The organism is Bradyrhizobium sp. i1.15.2, assembly GCF_040548425.1.
GTDB lineage: Bacteria > Pseudomonadota > Alphaproteobacteria > Rhizobiales > Xanthobacteraceae > Bradyrhizobium > Bradyrhizobium canariense.
The window spans coordinates 18,710-37,215 of the sequence record NZ_JBEPRQ010000034.1 but is presented as its reverse complement, the minus strand read 5'-3'; the positions used below and the strand labels follow the sequence as shown (position 1 = coordinate 37,215).

Here is an 18,506-nt window from a genome sequence, read left to right as displayed (position 1 = left end):
GTCCAGTCCGTCTGGTACTCAGGATCCTTTCCCATTTTGATGCGAGCGGCATCGAGGACTAAGCAATGGCGGATGAGCCAAAGAACTGGACCTGCCCACACTGCAACCGGCCGCAAACCTTAACCGCTGGCCAGCTTCGCACTCGGGATGTTTATCTTGGCCAGGACAACAATAAATATGGAAACCTTGGTTTCTATATCATGGTCACGGCTTGCACCAACCCGGACTGCCGCGACCTTAGTGTAAATGCGCATTTGACAACTGGCGAGGACATGCACTCCGACTTTAGGTCGAACAATGTTATTGAGACCTATCACCTCAAACCACAGGGCGCATCGAAGCCACAACCCGACTACATTCCAAAAGCGCTCCGGGACGACTACTTCGAAGCATGCGCCATTCGAGATTTGAGTCCAAAAGCTAGTGCCACTCTTGCGCGGAGATGCCTACAGGGAATGATCCGCGACTACTGCGGCATCGCGAAATCGAGGCTCATAGACGAGATCAAGGACCTTAGAAGGCAACTTGACGACCACACCGCAGCCAAAGGTGTCACTCACGAAAGTGTCGACGCAATCGATGCTGTACGCAGTGTCGGCAACATTGGCGCGCACATGGAGAAGGACGTCGATCTGATCGTCGAGATCGATCCTGGTGAAGCCCAGATGTTGATCGATCTGATCGAAATGCTGTTCGTCGACTGGTACGTTGAGCGCGAACGACGAACTCGCCGATTAGCGGAAATCACCGCTCTCAGCGCCCAAAAAGCGCTTGAACTTGAAGAAGCCAAGAAGGCGAAACTATTGGCCCCGCCAGACGCCGGTCTACTCCTTAGGGGCACGGCAGCCGCAGGGTGGCTGACCGGAGACCACTTTGCCACCTGTCCCGTTCCGAAATCGGAACAAGGAAAAATGGCAATAAAACTAACGTAAGTTATTTCCGACAGGCGCGATCGCGCGAAGCATTGACATCCTTCCAGCGGCGTTGTGGGGAGTTTCACATGTCATTCAAAAGCACGACCATTGCTGCGCGCGTCGAACTCCTCAACGACCGGATCCGGCGCCTAGCCATTATGCATATTGCGGAGCAATACGAGGAGGTCCTCGTTCTCAGGGAGACACTTCGGCTAGCCAAGGCCGATGCAAGGACTCTCGTGCCGCTGCGCGCGAAGGACGCGCACGCTAGACTCATACACGACCACCATCCTGTTGATGGCCTCACCTAGCAAAGTTGGTCTGAGAAATCCGTCGCGCGTGACGGTGAAGCGCATCTGCGAAGGCGTTTCTGACCGCCTCTGAATCTTCGGTTGACCACTCTGGCAGAAGATTGGCATCGACGAGCGCGTCAGCGATCATCCCGCGGTCTAGCACGATCTCGCCGGCGCCGACTTCGACAGGCACTAGCCGTTTGCCGCGCCCCTTGCGCTCGCGCCGTTCCTGCTGACGTTGGGCTCCGGTCTTGGCCAACGTTTACGCCTTCTGAGGCTTTGGACCATCCTTGCAGAAGTCCATGATTGCCGAACCGAACACTTCCTCGAGTTCGCCCTCGGTCATCTGGATGGCCGCCGCGATCTGGTCGAATGGGGTGTGAAACCACAGGAGAGCCATCGCAATCGGCAGGTCGGAGAGAATCGCTTCCTCTGGCGTCGAGGCGATACAGCCTCGAGATTAGGGCGTCGCGCCGAGGCTCAAATTCCCAGATCGTGCGGCCGATTTCTCACGTCGTTGCCCCAACCGTTGCACCGGCGAAGCGGATGGGTGCGGCTGGGCGAAGTGAGTCCATCCCTCGCGCTTCGCACGTCTGTGTATCGTGGTGTCTGTCGTGTGAAAGTCCCGCGCTAACTTCCTGATCGAGCAATGCTCTCCCTCATAACGCCGACGGATGGCGGCCCAATCAGGAGAAAAATTTTCTTCGTTACTTGCCATCGTTGCACCGTTGCAGTCTGAAGGATTTGTATTTGCAGGACAAACTCTGCGCGTGAGATTGGCGCCGGTCCGCACTACGTGCTGCCCTAGATCTTTAGGGGTATCCCCCAGGTCACTTGATGACCTTGAGATAGGCATTGGCTGCCAGCCGTCGGTTGGCCTTTCGCTTTGCAGGCGAGACCTTCGCTCGAGCTCGCGGCTGAGACCAAGCTCGCTTTCGAGCGCCAGCGATTCTGCAGCACGTGCGGTAACATCGGCTGGAGAGAATGCAAGGACAGGCCTTGCATGCATGAAGGGTGATTACCGGCGGCTGGCGGTTGAGGCCATGCCCCAATCGCACGGAATGGAAGCCGAACAGGCTGCCCCGAACGGCCGAGTCGAACTCGATCTACAGCAATCCTGACGGCGATCATCGTGGCGACTGGCTTCCCGGTGATCCCTACGCCAACAAGCCCTATTCCAAGGCGATTCTACTCGATAGTCGGGCCGAGCGGCCGGACGTTCTCCCCGCCGCCGGGCAGGTTTTGGCGTACGTCGGAAGAAAAACTTCAGGCGTTGGATGCTGACGGACGCATCTGGTGGGTCCGAAGGGCGAAGCTCGGCCCAGCATCAAGAAATACCTCACCGAGGTGGGCGCGCTTGTGCCCCGCACGCTCTGGAAAAAGGAGGAGGTCGGTAGCAACCGGACCTCTAAAAACGAACTTCGCGCTCTGTTCCCCGACGAAGCAGCATTCGACACACCGAAACCAGAACGGCTGATCGAACGAGTGCTTCGTATAGCTACGGCGCCGGGCGACATTGTCCTCGATTCCTTCGCTGGTCAGGAACCACCGGCGCCGTTGCGCACTAAATGGGCCGCCGCTGGATCATGGTCGAACTGGGCCACCACTGTGAAACCCTTCTGGTCCGCGCCTGGATACTCGACCAATTCAGCGGACGTACCAAATGACTGCGCAATCTCATCCGAAGAATATTTTTTGCTCACCGCTTCGACTACTGCTCCCCTCGGCAGTAGTACCGCCGAGGCCAAATAGTAGGCATCGTGTTCTTCTGATTTATCGTATGTTCTGCCATATGCTTCGGCTACCCCGGCAATCTTCGTGAGCTTGTGGCCTAGAAGGATGTGCCAGTACTCCTCCAAAAGAGTTACGCGCTGACGCTCGATGGTGTCTTGCGATTCCGGAAGCTTGAATGCATAAGCCATTTCTTCCCCCAATGTTGATGTTCGTTCGAACCCATTCGTCTACCTGCACGACGTTCACATGATTCCAGCGGCGGCCTCACAAGTGAATGCCGGTACACTGTGCAATACCGTGCGGCCAAACTAGCGAGCGTGGTCTGCGCCGCCGGACCGAAGTGCGATTACGTGACTTCGGCGAATGCGGAAGGATCAAGCTGCGCCCGCGAGTTACGGAGGAAGCGTTGACCAAATGCCGCCCGAGCGAGAACTAACGCCCGAATGCTCGCGAGGGCCGCATCCTCAAGGCTCCAAGCTATGATAGCACTGACTTTTCTAACCGATTGCCGCTACGTTCGTTCATCAACGCATCCATGCCGTTGCGGTGCAGCCACAGAAGTCCTCGGGCGAGTTGCCGCAAGTCGTTGCGGTCCGCGCCAATAGGTAACCTTCTTGCACGACGGAGAGCCTGCTGCTCCAAAGATGATAGGTTGCGTTCCAACTGCTGCCTGAAATCGATATTTGACCTTGGCGAATGCTTGTCTATCCCGTTTCAAATATCAGTATTGTGAAATAGCCCACAATTCATTCCCTTATGCGCCAGGAACCATCACTCATTGTCCCTGCCAGATTGGTTGGCTTCCGCCCGAGTTAGAACTCTCCACTATGCTGGGCCTGGCTTGTTAGGTGTGCCGTTCTTGCAACGTCACAATTGTTCCATTGGCCTTCGAATCGTTTTTGACTTCACAGGGGGGGTCCGGCGTTTGATTGTGGCGGACCCGGGAGACATTTATCTCGAAGACATTTTGAGGCGGGTCCAAGAGGTCGCTGTCCAGCGCCAGCGGCCTCTTCGCTAGCTTCATCGCGAGAGGCCATCCGATGCCGATGCAAGTATGGGCTGTCGCTACGTCGATCGGCTGGACAGTCGTCACGGCCGTGATCCTGCTCTATTTGATCTTCGGACCTGGCTAATCCGGCGCTCCCCAAAGGGTGCGAGACGCCTAAACGTCATTGATTTGGGGCCCGTGCCAAACAGCGAATTAGAAAAGCCCGCAGAGGAGAAATCGTGTCTGCCGGAGCCATGTCGTAAGGTGATGCTACCCGCAGCGACTACGCGGCTGCCACGGAGCGACACCCACTGACATCGTCGACGTCGACATCGATATCGGCCGATCACGGTGGTGCTGATGTTGGTGCTGCCGATGATGATCATCATTGGCGTCGACAACGAATGTCGATCATGCTGATCGGCACCATGCTGCCGATCAGCATGATGCTGCTGGCGGCCATCGCCGGAAACTATGCCTCACCGAGCAGTCGACGGCATTGCCCGGCTCTTGCGATCAGGTGCTCGGCGAGACGCCCGATGATGGCATTGTCCAATCCGTCTTTCTGCGCTTGCTTCCGTACGGCGGCTACAATGTCCGGAAGCTGCTCGGCCATGGAAATTAGTCCGGCGATCACCTTGTCAGGATCGAGGCGCGTTTCGCGCGCGAACTTCTGCCAATCGCGTAAACTAATCTGGCTGAGCTTGTAATCACCGCCGATTTTCATCGCGAGCTTGATTTTCTGCAGATCGACGTCATCGTAGGGACGAATGCTGGCGATATCGTAGAGCGGCGCGAGTCGTACGTGAGGGCCTCCGGCCAGCAGCAGTAAATAATTCTTGGCATGAGCATCCGTACCCGCAATCAGCCAATTGAAGCCTAGCGCGTCGACAAACGTGTCAACGTCGGCGACACGATCCGTGGAGTAGGTGCGCAAAAGCTCGATCACATCGGCAGGGCTTGGTCCGCCATCGTTTTGATACTTCATGGTCGGCAGGATGCCGAGCGCCTGGCAGATATCTTCCTGGTGGACACGGACGATCTCGTTCCCACTGAACTGCCGGTGGTAGCGCTCGATGACGATGGCGATTTCCTATCCGAAATTTATCACCTCGGTGTCGGCGACGGGCAGACCGAGATTACGCGCAAGCATGAGGCAGATATGTTCATTTTCCGCGTGTCCATCGAAATGGCCGGTCGGCGGTTTTGAGGATATGCGTCGTCGGAATGCGCCCAGAGGGAATTCCCCATTTGCCCTTTTGCAGAAGCAAGGCGGTTTTGGGTTGGGCACCCGCAAGGCTGAATTGTCCGGTATCGCGCGGCAACCGCCATGCGGCGTGATCCTCGCGTAAGATTTGTAGACGTTTGGCGATCGCCGTGTCGTCGAGCCAATCGACCTTGTCCTCGGCGTCGCTTCGCAAGGCGTCCAGCCGATCAGGCGTGACGAACTGAATGGCACCCGCGCAATCCTCGCCGACGTAAGAGATAAGAGCAAACACGTTGCGTGCGGACACCTGAAATCTTCGAGCCCATCGTTCGAGCACGCGTTCGTTGTCGGGCAGGAGTCCCCAGAGGAAAGCCTGCACGGCGGAAGGACCGTGCTCTTCGGCCGCGAGCGGCTTGGACAGCGACAGCGGATAGGCTCCTTCGGCCTAGCGCCAGTCTTTGTCATAGACAAAGGTGAGCCGGCCGCGGGCGTCATTGCGCACGCGGCCGATTTCGCGACCATCCAGCAGAGCAACAAGTTCGCTGGTCATGCCTTTTTCTTCGTGGCCTTGGCCACGATGGCATTGATATCGACGGCTTGCCTGATGACCCCGCTGGCGGGCGCTTGGTCGGTGCTCGCATCCAGGCGAATGTCCAGGGCGTCAAGAGCGCGAAGGATCAGCCCGAGCTCAGCGCGCGCGTGACCGTGCTCGACCTCGATCACCCATTGGCGGCTGACGCCAATGCTCTTGGCAAACGTCGATTGATCGAGTTTGAGCTTCTTGCGCCGGTCGCGAAGGATGGCGCCGAGTTCGGCCGGGGTGCGTAAGAGCATGGGATTTCCAAATGTCAACGTTCGCTTACTTTTCTCATAAGTCTGCGTTCGTTGACAACACGAAATGTCAGCGCTCGATGACATCCTCGAAGGTCATGGAGTGCTGACATAGCGCGTACGTGTCAAATTGAACTGGATCGGCATCGATATGGACCCCCGGCGCCGGCATCGGCTCCGGCTTCTTCACCGATTACGCACCCGGGTCGTGATCGGCCATTATAGGGGGATAATTGTCTTCATCTATCAGGCGGTCACCCTCGAGGCGCGACTTTCCGACGGACGACAAGGGCAAGGTGATCAGGGGGCGACACCCGCCACCCGATCCTAGACGACGGCGTCGTGATCTACGTCGGCGAGACGATCCTTGGCCGAATCACGATCGGCCGCGGATCGACCATCGGATGTCTGGCTGATCCGTGACGTGCCGTCGACCAGCATGGTGAGGCAGGCCACCGCGCGGAACGTTCCGAGCGGCGCCTGATCCCAAATCTCATGCCGTCACTGGCGCTTTCCACCGCATGAAGCGCCGCTCCAGTGCCTCCACAATGGCATTGAACGCCAGCCCGATGACGGTGATGCTGAGAATGCCGAAATACATCTGCGGAATCAGGAAGCTGTACTGGCTGTTGATGATGAGGTAGCCGAGGCCGGCCTTGGCGCCGACCATTTCGGACGCCACCAGCACCAGCATGGCTGACGCGCTGGCGAGGCGTATCCCGACAAAGATGGTGGGAAGTGCTGCCGGCAGGATCACCTTGCGGAATAACTGCTGCGGGGTCGCCCCCATGGTGCGCGCCGACTTGATCAGCAGCGGATCGACCTGCTTCACCGCGGCAACGGTGTTGAGCAGGAGTGGCCAGGCGCAGCTATAGATTACCATCGTGATCTTCGACAGCTCGCCGATTCCGAGCAACAGGATGAACACCGGCAGCAGCGCAAGCGGCGCCGTGTTGCGGCAGATCTCGATGAACTGGTTCACGAGATTGCCAAGTCGCGCATACCAACCGACGGCCACGCCGAGCGGAACGATCAACGCGACCGAAATCAGAAATCCGCTCAAAGCGCGCAGCAAGCTGGCGGAGACGTCATCGTAGAGCTCGCCGGTTTGCACAAGCTGCCAGCCCGCAGCGATGACCTCCGAGAAGGGTGGCAGGAACACGGGATCGATCAGCCCGAGCCTCGGAACCGCCTCCCATGCAGCCAACAGGGCAATCAACAGCAATGAGCGGTGCCCGAAGGCAGCCAGCCCGCGGGCCGCGGCTCGGATCCGGTCCAGCACCGGCGATGCCGGGCGTTCCACGCTGGTGAGCGGCTCTCGGCGCCAGCGCGCAACCTCCAGCAATATCAACATTTCGAGACTAGACATGAGCAACCTCTTCCACTTTGCGGGCGGCACGCTGCGTGCCAATGGCGCCGGCCAACTGTCCCTGCTGGGCTTTCAAGACTTCCTCGCGCAACAGACTCCAAACCTCGTGACGCACGCGGCCGAACTCGGGCAGCGAACGTACGTCGTCATCGTCGCTGCGGAGCACATCCGGAATGTCGAACACCTGCTTGATCCGGCCCGGGCGCGAGGTCATCACTGCCACCCGCTGGCCGAGCACGATGGCCTCGTCGATACCGTGGGTGATGAAGACGATCGTCTTGCCGGTCGCGCGCCAGATCCGCAGCAGCTCACCCTGCAGCGTCTCGCGCGTCTGGGCGTCGAGCGCGGCGAACGGCTCGTCCATCAGCAGCACCTCGGGATCATAGGCGAGGCTTCGCGCGATCGCGACACGCTGCTTCATGCCGCCGGAGAGCTCATGAGGATAGCGGTCGGCAAAGCCGGAGAGCCCAACCAGGTCGAGGAAACGCCGCGCGATGTCGCGCCGCTGCTTGGGCTTGAGCCCTGCGATATCGAGACCGAACTCGACATTCTGTTCGGCGGTGCGCCAAGGAAACAGCGCATACTGCTGGAACACGATGCCGCGGTCGCGACCAGGTCCTGCAATCGGTCGGCCCTCGAGCAGAATCCGGCCGCTGGTCGGCAGCGAGAGCCCGCCCAGCAGATCGAGCAAGGTGGATTTCCCGCAGCCGCTTGGGCCAACCAGGGCGAGGAATTCGCCGGAGCGAACATCCAGCGTGATGTCCTCCAGAGCGGTGAAATGGCGGCCTGGTCCGCCGCCCTCGCCGCGCACGACGAACTCCTTGCGGACATGCTCGAAACGGATCTTCACAGTGGTCATCGGGCCTCCGCCGTCCTTCCGGGACGGAAATAGTTGAACGCATTGGTGTAGGTGTCGGAAGCCTTGACCTGACCCGGCTTGAACAGGCCGTCCTTCACCAGCCAGTCGATCCACACCTGGATTTCGCTGTCCGAGATCACGCCGCCCTTGGACGCAACCCCCGTGCTCTTCCAGTACTTAATCAAGGAGACATCCTCATTGCGCTTGCGCTCAGCGATGATCTTGTCGAACCGGGCCCTGACCTCTTCCGGAGGTGTGGTCTGCGCCCATTGGATCGCCTGCGAAATCCCCTCCACCAGCTTGCGCGAGGCATTGGGATTATCCTTGATGAATTTGTCCCGCAGTACATAGGCCCCCCCGGTGAACTGGCCGAACAGATCGGTGTCATTAAAAAGCGAACGGATGCCGCCGCGCTCAAGCGCCTTGTCGCGCAAGACGCCGCTCAACGCGCTCACTTCGACCTGGCCCTGGCGCAACGCTTGCTCGCCGCTGACTGGCGGGATCGCCACCAACGTGACCTGCCTGGCCTCACCAGCGCTGAGGCCGGACCTAGCCAGATATTCGCGGAGCACGAATTCCAAATGTGCGCCCAGCGTGTTGACCGCCACCTTCTTGCCAATCAGGTCACGCGCGGTCTTGATCGGGCTATCGTCCTTCACGAAGTAGCCATAATAGGTGTTGGCATCGGAGCCGTAGTAGCCGACCACCGCCTTGACTGGGGCCTTCGCCGCGATCAACTTGAGGATCGCCCCATAGAACGCGCCGCCGATGTCGATATCGCCGGTGACGACGGTCTGGATGTCCTGCGGCCCGCTGATGGTGTTGCCGACCCATTTGAGCTTGAGCGGCGCGAGATAACCGAGGTCCTCGGCCAGCTCGATAAACGTCACCTGCCCGGCCGATCCCTGGTAGCGGATGTCGGTCTTCTCGAGCGGCGGCTCGGCGAATGCCGGAGCCGTGAGGCCGAGCGCCACGGCGCCGGCCAACAAAACCCGCAACGTCATGCGGGTGGCACGTCCCAAGCGGGCGCGCCCTGCGCGAAGCAATCGAAGTATAGCGTTCATCATTGTGACTCTCGTGAGCTAATCCGTATCAAGCGGCTTTGGCGGTCTGGGGCTTGGATGTCTTGACGCGCGTTACGCTGCGGCGACCGTCGACGCTGAGCGGTACATCGCCATCGATGGTGGCGCGGCGCACAACGCGGTGCTGGTCGCCATAGTCGTTGACCGCGTAATGTTGCGTGGCGCGATTGTCCCAGATCGCAACGTCGCCGGCCTCCCAGCTCCAGCGCACGGTGTTTTCCGGCGCCGTGATATGCGACTGGAACAGGTCGAACAGCTTCTGGCCGTCGTATTTCGGCAGGCCGACGAAGCGCTGGACGAAATTTCCAAGCACGAGCGTGCGCTCGCCGGTCTCGGGATGGACGCGCACCACCGGATGCTCGGTCTCATAGATCGTTCCGGTGAACACCTCGTCGAAGTGCTTCTTGTCCGCCTCGGTTGCCTGCGTCTTCACGGCATAGTCATAGGCGTTGCTGTGCACGGCCCACAGCTCGTCAGCGAGCTTGCGTAGCGCCGCCGGCAGATCGAGATAAGCTGCCGCCGTGTTCGACCAGACGGTATCGCCGCCGTAGGGCGGAATCACCACGCCGCGCAGCACCGAGATTTTCGGATAGGCGTCGACGAACGTGACGTCGGTATGCCATTGGTCGGCGCGGCCACCGCCGCGGCCAGAATCCAGTTCCAGGATCGACGACGTGCCCTTGATCGCGCCGACCGTCGGATGGGGCACCAGCTTGCCGAGCCTGATGGCAAAGCGCTCCTGCTCCGCATCGTCTAGATGTCCCTGGTCTCGGAAGAAGATGACCTTCTGCTCGAGCAGCACCTGATTGATGGCACGGATGGTCTCGTCCGAAAGATCGCCCGACAGTTTGATGTTCCTGATCTCGGCGCCGAGCCTGGCCGCACGCTTGACGATGTCGGCGCGCGGAATGACGTTATCGATTGTTGTCGTGTTGCTCATGGTCGTGCTCTCGTCACTGCGATCCCCTGGACAAAGCTCCGCCATGCGCCGGTCGCGGAAACGACGGCGGAGATAAATGAAATCATTTCAGGCTAGGGGCCCTACTCGGCCGCAACGTGCTCCGGCAGACGGCCCGAGCCGGGACATCGGTCAGTGGGATCGGATTGGAGCATGATGAAACGACCTCGCGTTGAGGCCTTGAATGGTACGAGCGATCGATCGTCAGTCAATGAAACGAAACCAGCTTTGTTTTCCGCGATAGGCAAACGAACGCTTCGCCGTCGATGCTGACACTGAAAGATTCATAATGATGACTGCCCGCCCGGTCGCAAGAGGAGCGCAATTTGACGCGACGCAACGCACTTCTCGTCAAGAGACGCGATAAAATCGTTACAACCACCGCCGTTTCTCGTCGTGACGACCTCCCTCGTCTTTGATTGGCGTTCTGCTCGCAAGCTTCGTGCTTGCATCCAACTAAACAATGCAAATTCATTTCATCGACATCAACGTGACTGCAGACGTAGAGTCTCGTTTGCTACAGCTCCCAATGCACGCGGATCTCACAAATGAGCCAACGACGGCAGCTTTCCCTCAACTTCTTCATCTATCCAGACGGCCATCACGAGGCGGCCTGGCGCCACCGGAGTTCGGAAGTTAATCGCATCCTCGACGTCACCTACTATCAGGAGCTGGCGCAGCGCGCTGAAGCGCACAAATTTGACGCGGTCTTCTTCGCCGATGGTCCGGCGCTGGCGGACAATGTCCGATATGCGCAGCGGTTTCGGCTCGAGCCGATCACCCTGCTCACCGCGATCGCCTCCGCCACCCACCGGATCGGCCTGATTGCCACGGCATCGACGACCTACACCGAGCCCTACAACTTGGCGCGGCTGTTCGCCTCACTGGATCACATCAGTAGCGGCCGGGCCGGCTGGAACATCGTGACAACGAGCACGCCGCAGGCCGCGCAGAACTTTGGCTTGCCAGAGCATCCTCCTCATCATGAACGCTACGAGCGGGCGCGGGAGTATCTCGACGTCATTACGCGGCTTTGGGACAGCTGGGAAGACGACGCGCTCGTCAACGACCCCAGATCGGGTGTTTTCGCCGACACCGGCAAGATCCACGCAATCAATCACATCGGAAAGCATTTCCGCGTGCGTGGGCCGCTCAACATCTCAAGGACGCCGCAGGGACGACCGGTCTATGTCCAGGCCGGCTCTTCCGACGACGGACGTGCCTTTGCGGCGCGTTTCGCCGAGGCGATCTTCACCGCGCATCAGACACTAGCGACCGCCCAGGAATTCTATGCCGACGTCAAGCGTCAGGCGCGCGCCTTCGACCGCAGTCCCGATCAGATCAAGATTTTGCCCGGCATCAGTCCCTTCATCGCCAGCACGCAGATCGAGGCCGATCGGCTGCAGGACGAGTTCAACGAGCTGATCCAGCCCGAGTATTCGCTGAGCCAGCTGCGCCAGATGATCGGTCTCGACCTCTCCGGGTTTGACCTCGATGGCCCCTTTCCTCGTCATCTGATCGATACCGAGGGCGCCCGCGGGGTGGCCAGCCGATTCAAGCTGGTCATCGACATCGTTGATCGCGAGAAGCCGACGATTCGCCAGCTCGTGCAGCGCCTGGCTGGCGCCCGCGGCCATTGGGTGATTGCCGGACCGCCGGAGAAGATCGCCGACAGCATTCAGAGCTGGTTCGAGAATGGCGCGGCCGACGGTTTCAACGTCATGCCGCCCTGGCTGCCCGGCGGCTTCGACATCTTCGCCGAGCAGGTCGTGCCCATTCTGCGCAAGCGCGGTCTGTTCCGTCACGATTATAGGGGCACAACGCTGCGCGATCATTACGGCCTGAGGCGGCCGGCGAGCCTCTTCTCCAATTTGGTTCGGGCGATTGCATAGGTCGCCTGGCAGAAATGGTTTGATCCAATCGATCGTGCGACGAAAATGGGGGGATCGCCGGAAGGCAAGACTGACTGGAGGCGTGTTGATGCGCCGACCGACGAGGAGATCGAAGCGGCGAGCAAGAATGATCCGACTGGCAGGAGTTCATGGACGTCGATTGGTCGGATGCCGTGCTCCTGATTCCGCCGAAGAAGAAGGCGATTTCCATTCGCGTCGATGACGACGTGCTCGAGTTCTTCAAGCGCGAGGGCGAAGGCTATCAGCGCCGTCAACGTGGTGCTGCGGTCCTATATGCAGCAGAAGACGAAGCCGAAGAAGCGCGCGTGACGTGCGACACTGTAGGACCGTCCCTCGACAGCTGCTTCGCCCCGTTTGACGTACAAGCTTTGATCGCTGCTACTTGATTTCGATGCGACTGTAACGCCGGCGCGCCTCCCCCCTTGCGACCACGTATGCCAAGTCATTCCACAATAGCATCCGGAAGAGGCGCTGCTACCCAATCGCGCACCGGTACCGTCTACGCGCAAGGTGTGGCGGCACTCTCCGCGAGGTGTTCGAGGATGCGGAACAGACTAGTAGGACAAAGACGGCTGCCGATTTCACGCCCATGATCTTTTTCGACCCGGACGGCTTCTGGGAACACGACCCCGAGCTCGACCGCGGCAGTGCAACGAGACGCGGATTGAACGTTTTGCAGCTCATCCAGAAAGTGTTCCGTTATGGGCGCAAGGACACTGCGTCTGCGCTCGGCAAGGTCCGGTTCACCACGGACTTTGCGAAGATCGATGCCGTCCTTCGCGCGCGCGCCAATCGCACAGCACAATCTGGCGTTTGCGCTGAATCCCTCGCGAGCTCCTCCGCTATTGCGCCGACAGCACCGTGCTACGATACCGCGTGACTGCCGCTCAGTATCGGTCCCGATTGGCGCCGCGCCGCTGGCGCGCGAACGCATACTGGGGATTGACCCCGCAATAGGCGTTAGTACCGCTCGCAGTGGCCATGCATTGGGCGTAGCTGGAGAATTGGCAATTGCCGGGATAGCCCCATATGCGCCCTTGCAAGCAGTAGCTATCCGGCCCTGCAGGCGCAGGCGAAAAATCATAGGTCTGAGCCGAGGCTTGCCCTGCTGCCAAAACCATACTCATCATCAGAATAGTCAAAGCTACAGTGCGCATTGGAACCTCCTCGAAGTCGACACAACGCTAGTGCACTTAAGCAGGAGGCAATATTGATCCAAGTCAATTCACGTTTTCGCTCACAAAACTACGCAGGTGGTGGTCCCGAATAGGTTAACCGTAGAGGATACTCGCGCAGTATCACGCGTGACCGGAGATGGCCTTCATCGCTTGGGACGGATAAAACTCGGCTGCGCTCGCGCTTTTCATTTTCAATTTGACCATCCCAATTGCGGCTTCGCAAGCGCGCCTCAGTTGGGACCTCAATCATTTCAAGCCGACGGTCTCATGTCGGCGTTTGGTCCATCCTGTCATTGCGCTGCGGCAGTTAGCCCCGGCTTTTCTAACCAATTGCCACTACGTTCGTTCATCAACGCATCCATGCCATTGCGGTGCAGCCAAAGAAGCCCTCGGGCAAGTTGCCGTAAGTCGTTGCGGTCCGCGCCAATAGGTAACCTTCTTGCACGACGGAGAGCGTCGGCAGCCTGCCGCTCCAATGATGATAGCTTGCGTTCCATCTGCTGCCCGGCAAATCGATATTTGGCCCTTGGCGAACGCTTATCTAGCTCACTTTAAATATCAGCATTGTGAAATAGCCCACAATTCAGCCGCCGGCTTGCGCGCCGTGCACTGTCACTCATTTCTATACCAAATTGGTTGGCTTCGGCCCGAGGACGAGCCCTCCACGGGTGCTGGCCTAGCTTACTAGGTGTGTCGCGCTCGCAACGTCACGATTGTTCCATGGCCTCTGAACCGTTTTTGACTTCACAGGGTGGCGAGTCCGGCGTTTGATAGTGGTGGACCCTGGGTAAGGGCTTTCATCTCGAAGACTCTTTGAAGCGGGTCCAAGAGATCGCTGTCCAGCGCCAGCGACCTCTTCGTTAGCTTCATCGGGAGAGGCCGTCCGATGCCGCCGCAAGTATGGGCTCTCGCCACGTCGATCGGCTGGACAGTCGTCGTAGCCGCGATCCTGCTCTATTTGATCTTCAGCCCTGGCTAATCCGGCGCCCGTGAAAGGGTGCGAGACGCCTACACGTCGTTGATTGCGCAGCCGTGTCCGCGGGAATGCGGGGCGGATAGACAAGATACAAGGCTGATCGTGCGACCTTAAAAGGAAGACCTGCTTCCACGCGTCGTGCGGAGGTACCTAGAAGCGAAAGCGGGCCATCACGAATCGGAGATTGAAGGGGCGTTCGCCTGAAGAAATAGGCCTGCGCGCGATCCAGCGCTCGCTCGAGTGACGCTGCTGCCGGTCGGACCACCATCCAGCAGTTTGGATAGCGGCGCTGCCGTATGGCAAGCCGATAAGTCTGCAATAAGGATGCTCGGGACCGGCAATACCGTCGGGATGATGCTCAGATCACGAACTGAGGCACCCTACTTCTTTAAGAGCCTCGGCAGAACGGTTGCAAGGGGTACGGTACTGAGCGGTCGCCCCACTTCATCTGCGATGACCAAAACCTCCGACACGTCTGGCGTACCACTCTTGATCGCTTCGGCTAGAAGCTCGCGCGCGGCTAATACGGCCTCACCCTCAGCCGCAGATAAATCTGGTAGCTCCGTTCCTTCCTCATCGAGCGTAATCTCGTCGCCGGCACGTAGGTGAAAGTAGAAACGTCCCAAGGCGAACTCCCAATTGAACAGAGACCTATTGGTGAGTAAATTTTCGCAGACGTATACCAAGCTTGGCAGGAGGCAGCGAGCACCGCTAATTGGGACTACGCAACAATCGGCTCGTGTGTTGCGTTCGATGCTGTACAGTAACGAGATGTCGATATTGATAAATGCAACGCGTTCCGCTTTGACGCTTAAATTCCGCGTTCGAGCGCTCCTTTCGACGGATTTCATCACACGGATTGTCCGATAATTGCGGACCATTTGGATCTGCAAGGCCGGTGCGAGCGCTTTCCTACGCTGTGATTCGTCTGGTGCTCGAGGAAGCAGCTCAGTCGCGATGTTGACGTGTCAACGTCGCGGGTTGCGCGCCGCATCCGGGCTGGATGATGGAAACCATCCTGGCACTGACCACCAAGGACCTTGCCGCCACCGACCTCGATTCCTACGGGCGGCCCAAATTCCTCGCCAATCACCTTGCCCATCACGGCTGCTCGCGCAACGAGTTCTACGAGTTCAAGGCCAGCGCCGAGACCATGTCGGATCGCGGCTGCCTGATGGAGCATCTGGGCTGCAAGGCGACGCAGGCGGTCGGCGACTGCAACTTGCGCTCCTGGAACGGCGGCACCTCCTGCACCAAGGCCGGCTATGCCTGCATCGCCTGCACGTCGCCGCGCTTCGAAGGGGCGCAGAACTTTCTGGAGACCGCCAAGCTCGCGGGCATTCCGGTCGGGCTTCCGACCGACGTGCCGAAGGCGTGGTTCGTCGCGCTCGCCGCGTTGTCGAAGTCCGCGACGCCGCGCCGCGTGCGGCTTAACGCGACCGCCGACCATGTGGTCGTGCCGCCGGGTCGCGCGACGACGAAGCGCAAGCCATGACGCGGATCACGATCGGCCCGTTCAACCGCGTCGAGGGCGATCTAGAAGTCCGCCTCGATGTCGAGAGTGGCCGCGTCATGCGCGCCGAGGTGACGGCGCCGCTCTACCGAGGTTTCGAGCAGATCCTGTCGGTCGCCGCTCGATGCGCTGGCGCTGGCACCGCGGATCCGCGGCATCTGTTCGGTCTTGTAATCGGTCGCGGCTGCGGCCGCCCTGCGCGCCGCCATGTCGATCGAGGCGGCGCCCAACGGGTAGCTCGCCACCAACTTCCCCCTGCCGCGGAGAACGCGGCCGACCATCTGACCCGTTTCTACATCTTCTTTATGCCGGACTTTGCCCGCGAGGCCTATGCCGCCCGTGGCTGGCACGAGGAGGCGCGCGAGCGCTTTGCCGCCACCCGCGGCAGCGCGGTGCCTTGCCGGCGCGGGCGCGGCTGTTCGAGACCATGGGATCATTGCCGGAAAATGGCCCACAGCCTGGCGTTCCAGCCCGGCGGCACCACGCGCGCCATCGATCTCGGCGAGCGGATCCTGCTCTTGTCGATCACGACGGCGTTTCGAAGTTTCCTCGAGCGTATCGTCTTCGCGGATTCGCTGGAGAACGTGCTGGCGATCGCAACCGCCGACGAGCTGGACGGCTGGCGCGATGGCCGCGGCGACTTCGCGCATTTCCTGCGGCTTGCGGACAGTCTGGCATTGACCGGGCTCGGTCGGGGCACGGGGCCGATGATGAGCTACGGCGCCTATCATGGTGCCGATAGCGAGTTGTTTCCGCGCGGCCCGTTCAGCCAGCGCGCAATCGTCGAACCGCTGCCGCTGACGCAGATCACCGAGGACGTCTCGCCTGCCTGATGCGTGAATTCCTTTGCGGATCCCGCCCATAGCAGCACAGTCCCAGATCCCGACAAGCCGGCGGCCTATAGTTGGTGCAAGGCGCCGCGGCTGTCGAGCCAGCCGATCGAGGCGGTGCGATCGCGCGCCAGACGGTGGCGGGCCAGGCACTGATCACGGATCTGGTCGCGCGGGACGGCACCAACGTGCGCCGCCGCGTGATCGCGCGGCTGATCGAGACCGCGCGCATCGCGCTTGCCATGGAGCAGTGGACGCGCGCGCTGCGGCTGTCGGAGCCGTTCTGCGACAAATCGCGCAAGCTCCCCGACGGAAGCTATGTCGGGTTGGTCGAGGTCGCCCGCGGCAGTCTCGGGCACTGGATGGCGGTGCGCGACGGCAAGATCGAGCGCTACCAGATCATCGCGCCGACCACCTGGAATTTCTCGCCGCGCGATTCCTTCGACGTCGGCAGCCCGCTGGAGCAGGCGCTGGTCGGCACTGATGTCGGCGACGCCGGCCCGCGTGCGGTTGCGATCCGGCACATCGTGCGCTCGTTCGATCCCTCATGGCGTGCACCACGCATGGACCGGAAACTTCGTTGCCGGCTGCAAATCGAGTTGTTTCCGCTTCTCGTGTTCGCAGCGTCCTCGCGTACCGTTCATGAAAGTGGTTCAAATTCGCAACGTTATGGAATCTCTGCACTTTTGAATCTCTCCAGGCTGTTGGCCTGCTTCTTGCTACCGTTTGTGTCATCGAAAAGTCAAAGCCGAAGGCGGGAGGATTGATGGGCGCGGCGACGGAAACGTTTTACAGCGTGATCAGGCGGCAAGGCATCACACGTCGGTGCTTTCATAAATTCTGCAGCCTGACGGCGACCAGCCTCGGCCTCGGACCGCTGGCGGCGAGCCGCATCGCGAACGCGCTCGAGACTAAGCCGCGCGTGCCCGTGATCTGGATGCACGGCCTGGAATGCACCTGCTGTTCGGAGAGCTTCATCCGCTCCGCGCATCCGCTGGTCAAGGATGCGGTGCTGTCGATGATCTCGCTCGACTACGACGACACCATCATGGCGGCTGCGGGCCACCAGGCCGAAGCCATCCTCGAGGAGACCCGCGCCAAGCACAAAGGCCAGTATATCCTCGCGGTGGAAGGCAATCCGCCGCTGAACGAAGGCGGGATGTTCTGCATCGACGGCGGCAAGCCGTTCGTCGAGAAGCTGAAGATGATGGCCGAGGATGCGATGGCAATCATTGCCTGGGGCGCCTGCGCCTCCTGGGGCTGCGTGCAGGCGGCAAAGCCCAATCCAACACAGGCAACTCCGATCGACAAGGTGATCACCAACAAGCCCATCATCAAGGTGCCGGGATGCCCCCCGATCGCCGAGGTGATGACCGGCGTCGTCACCTTCATCACCACCTTCGGCAAGCTACCCGAGCTCGATCGCCAGGGCCGACCGAAGATGTTCTACTCGCAGCGCATTCATGACAAGTGCTACCGGCGCCCGCATTTCGACGCGGGGCAGTTCGTCGAGGAGTGGGACGACGAGGCCGCGCGCAAGGGCTATTGCCTCTACAAGATGGGCTGCAAGGGGCCGACCACCTACAACGCCTGCTCGACCGTGCGCTGGAACGGCGGCGTGTCCTTCCCGATCCAGTCGGGTCACGGCTGTATCGGCTGCTCGGAGGACGGCTTCTGGGACAAGGGCTCGTTCTACGACCGTCTCACCAACATTAAGCAGTTCGGCATCGAGAAGAACGCCGATCAGATCGGCATGGTGGCGGCCGGCGCCGTCGGCGCCGCGGTGGCTGTGCATGCGGCTGTGACCGCTGTCAAGCGGCTCGCGACCAAGCGCGAAGACGCCGACCACAATAGCTGATCG

General features: G+C 60.2%; 18 protein-coding genes and 3 pseudogenes. 9 read left to right on the top strand and 12 right to left on the bottom strand.

The window, feature by feature from the left end:
- Positions 1–65 precede the first annotated feature (65 nt).
- On the top strand, positions 66–932 hold the full coding sequence (locus ABIB80_RS35005; RefSeq protein ID WP_354129150.1) for a DUF4145 domain-containing protein: 867 nt from the start codon (positions 66–68) through the stop codon (positions 930–932).
- Between the two features lie 68 nt (positions 933–1,000).
- Positions 1,001–1,225 (top strand): hypothetical protein, encoded by a 225-nt coding sequence (locus ABIB80_RS35000; protein WP_354129149.1) that lies wholly within the window; start codon positions 1,001–1,003, stop codon positions 1,223–1,225.
- Here ABIB80_RS35000 and ABIB80_RS34995 read toward each other — a convergent pair.
- Entirely contained in the window at positions 1,218–1,466 is a 249-nt protein-coding gene (locus ABIB80_RS34995) for a hypothetical protein (RefSeq protein WP_354129148.1), read from the bottom strand. The two genes, ABIB80_RS35000 and ABIB80_RS34995, sit on opposite strands and share 8 nt — an antisense overlap.
- Positions 1,467–1,469: 3 nt before the next feature.
- Entirely contained in the window at positions 1,470–1,607 is a 138-nt protein-coding gene (locus ABIB80_RS34990; protein WP_354129147.1) for a hypothetical protein, read from the bottom strand.
- Positions 1,608–2,503: 896 nt separating this feature from the next.
- Here ABIB80_RS34990 and ABIB80_RS34985 point away from each other — a divergent pair.
- Positions 2,504–2,734: pseudogene (locus tag ABIB80_RS34985) on the top strand (DNA methyltransferase); the annotation flags it as partial.
- An 11-nt stretch (positions 2,735–2,745) separates the two neighbouring features.
- Here ABIB80_RS34985 and ABIB80_RS34980 read toward each other — a convergent pair.
- The 8 genes from ABIB80_RS34980 to ABIB80_RS34945 all read right to left on the bottom strand — a co-directional run bounded on the left by ABIB80_RS34980 (position 2,746) and on the right by ABIB80_RS34945 (position 10,217).
- On the bottom strand, positions 2,746–3,129 hold the full coding sequence (locus ABIB80_RS34980) for an ImmA/IrrE family metallo-endopeptidase (protein WP_354129146.1): 384 nt from the start codon (positions 3,127–3,129) through the stop codon (positions 2,746–2,748).
- A gap of 1,272 nt (positions 3,130–4,401) precedes the next feature.
- The gene (locus ABIB80_RS34975) at positions 4,402–4,971 is read right to left on the bottom strand and encodes a HipA domain-containing protein (RefSeq protein WP_354129177.1); all 570 of its coding nucleotides are present in this window, start codon (positions 4,969–4,971) and stop codon (positions 4,402–4,404) included.
- A gap of 124 nt (positions 4,972–5,095) precedes the next feature.
- Positions 5,096–5,515, bottom strand: a complete 420-nt coding sequence (locus ABIB80_RS34970) for a HipA N-terminal domain-containing protein (RefSeq protein WP_354129145.1) — start codon at positions 5,513–5,515, stop codon at positions 5,096–5,098.
- Positions 5,516–5,682: 167 nt separating this feature from the next.
- Positions 5,683–5,970: a helix-turn-helix domain-containing protein gene (locus ABIB80_RS34965; protein WP_354129144.1), complete on the bottom strand. Its 288-nt coding sequence runs from the start codon at positions 5,968–5,970 to the stop codon at positions 5,683–5,685.
- 490 nt (positions 5,971–6,460) lie between these two features.
- Positions 6,461–7,336: an ABC transporter permease gene (locus ABIB80_RS34960; protein WP_354129143.1), complete on the bottom strand. Its 876-nt coding sequence runs from the start codon at positions 7,334–7,336 to the stop codon at positions 6,461–6,463.
- Complete coding sequence (locus ABIB80_RS34955) at positions 7,329–8,195, bottom strand: ABC transporter ATP-binding protein (protein ID WP_354129142.1); 867 nt, start codon at positions 8,193–8,195, stop codon at positions 7,329–7,331. The genes ABIB80_RS34960 and ABIB80_RS34955 overlap by 8 nt, the downstream gene beginning before the upstream one ends.
- The gene (locus ABIB80_RS34950; protein ID WP_354129141.1) at positions 8,192–9,199 is read right to left on the bottom strand and encodes an ABC transporter substrate-binding protein; all 1,008 of its coding nucleotides are present in this window, start codon (positions 9,197–9,199) and stop codon (positions 8,192–8,194) included. Before ABIB80_RS34950 ends, ABIB80_RS34955 begins: the two co-directional genes overlap by 4 nt.
- An 88-nt stretch (positions 9,200–9,287) precedes the next feature.
- Complete coding sequence (locus ABIB80_RS34945; RefSeq protein ID WP_354129140.1) at positions 9,288–10,217, bottom strand: TauD/TfdA dioxygenase family protein; 930 nt, start codon at positions 10,215–10,217, stop codon at positions 9,288–9,290.
- A gap of 566 nt (positions 10,218–10,783) precedes the next feature.
- Between ABIB80_RS34945 and ABIB80_RS34940 the strand changes: the two genes are divergently transcribed.
- The 3 genes from ABIB80_RS34940 (at position 10,784) to ABIB80_RS34930 (ending at position 13,028) form a co-directional block, all read left to right on the top strand.
- Positions 10,784–12,127 (top strand): LLM class flavin-dependent oxidoreductase, encoded by a 1,344-nt coding sequence (locus ABIB80_RS34940; RefSeq protein WP_354129139.1) that lies wholly within the window; start codon positions 10,784–10,786, stop codon positions 12,125–12,127.
- A gap of 149 nt (positions 12,128–12,276) precedes the next feature.
- On the top strand, positions 12,277–12,534 hold the full coding sequence (locus tag ABIB80_RS34935) for a BrnA antitoxin family protein (protein WP_354129138.1): 258 nt from the start codon (positions 12,277–12,279) through the stop codon (positions 12,532–12,534).
- Between the two features lie 146 nt (positions 12,535–12,680).
- Complete coding sequence (locus ABIB80_RS34930; protein WP_354129137.1) at positions 12,681–13,028, top strand: hypothetical protein; 348 nt, start codon at positions 12,681–12,683, stop codon at positions 13,026–13,028.
- 7 nt (positions 13,029–13,035) lie between these two features.
- Here ABIB80_RS34930 and ABIB80_RS34925 read toward each other — a convergent pair whose 3' ends face one another.
- Positions 13,036–13,305: a DUF3551 domain-containing protein gene (locus ABIB80_RS34925; protein ID WP_502917002.1), complete on the bottom strand. Its 270-nt coding sequence runs from the start codon at positions 13,303–13,305 to the stop codon at positions 13,036–13,038.
- A gap of 1,377 nt (positions 13,306–14,682) precedes the next feature.
- A complete protein-coding gene (locus ABIB80_RS34920; protein WP_279692847.1) occupies positions 14,683–14,928 on the bottom strand; it encodes a DUF6894 family protein in 246 nt (81 codons plus the stop codon).
- Between the two features lie 341 nt (positions 14,929–15,269).
- Here ABIB80_RS34920 and ABIB80_RS34915 point away from each other — a divergent pair.
- The 3 genes and pseudogenes from ABIB80_RS34915 to ABIB80_RS34905 all read left to right on the top strand — a co-directional run.
- Positions 15,270–15,797 (top strand): annotated as a pseudogene (locus ABIB80_RS34915) (NADH-quinone oxidoreductase subunit B family protein); the annotation flags it as partial.
- A pseudogene (locus ABIB80_RS34910) lies at positions 15,794–17,210 on the top strand (nickel-dependent hydrogenase large subunit); the annotation flags it as partial. The pseudogenes ABIB80_RS34915 and ABIB80_RS34910, both read left to right, overlap by 4 nt.
- 201 nt (positions 17,211–17,411) lie before the next feature.
- A complete protein-coding gene (locus ABIB80_RS34905; protein WP_148756128.1) occupies positions 17,412–18,503 on the top strand; it encodes a hydrogenase small subunit in 1,092 nt (363 codons plus the stop codon).
- The last annotated feature ends 3 nt before the right edge of the window (positions 18,504–18,506 follow it).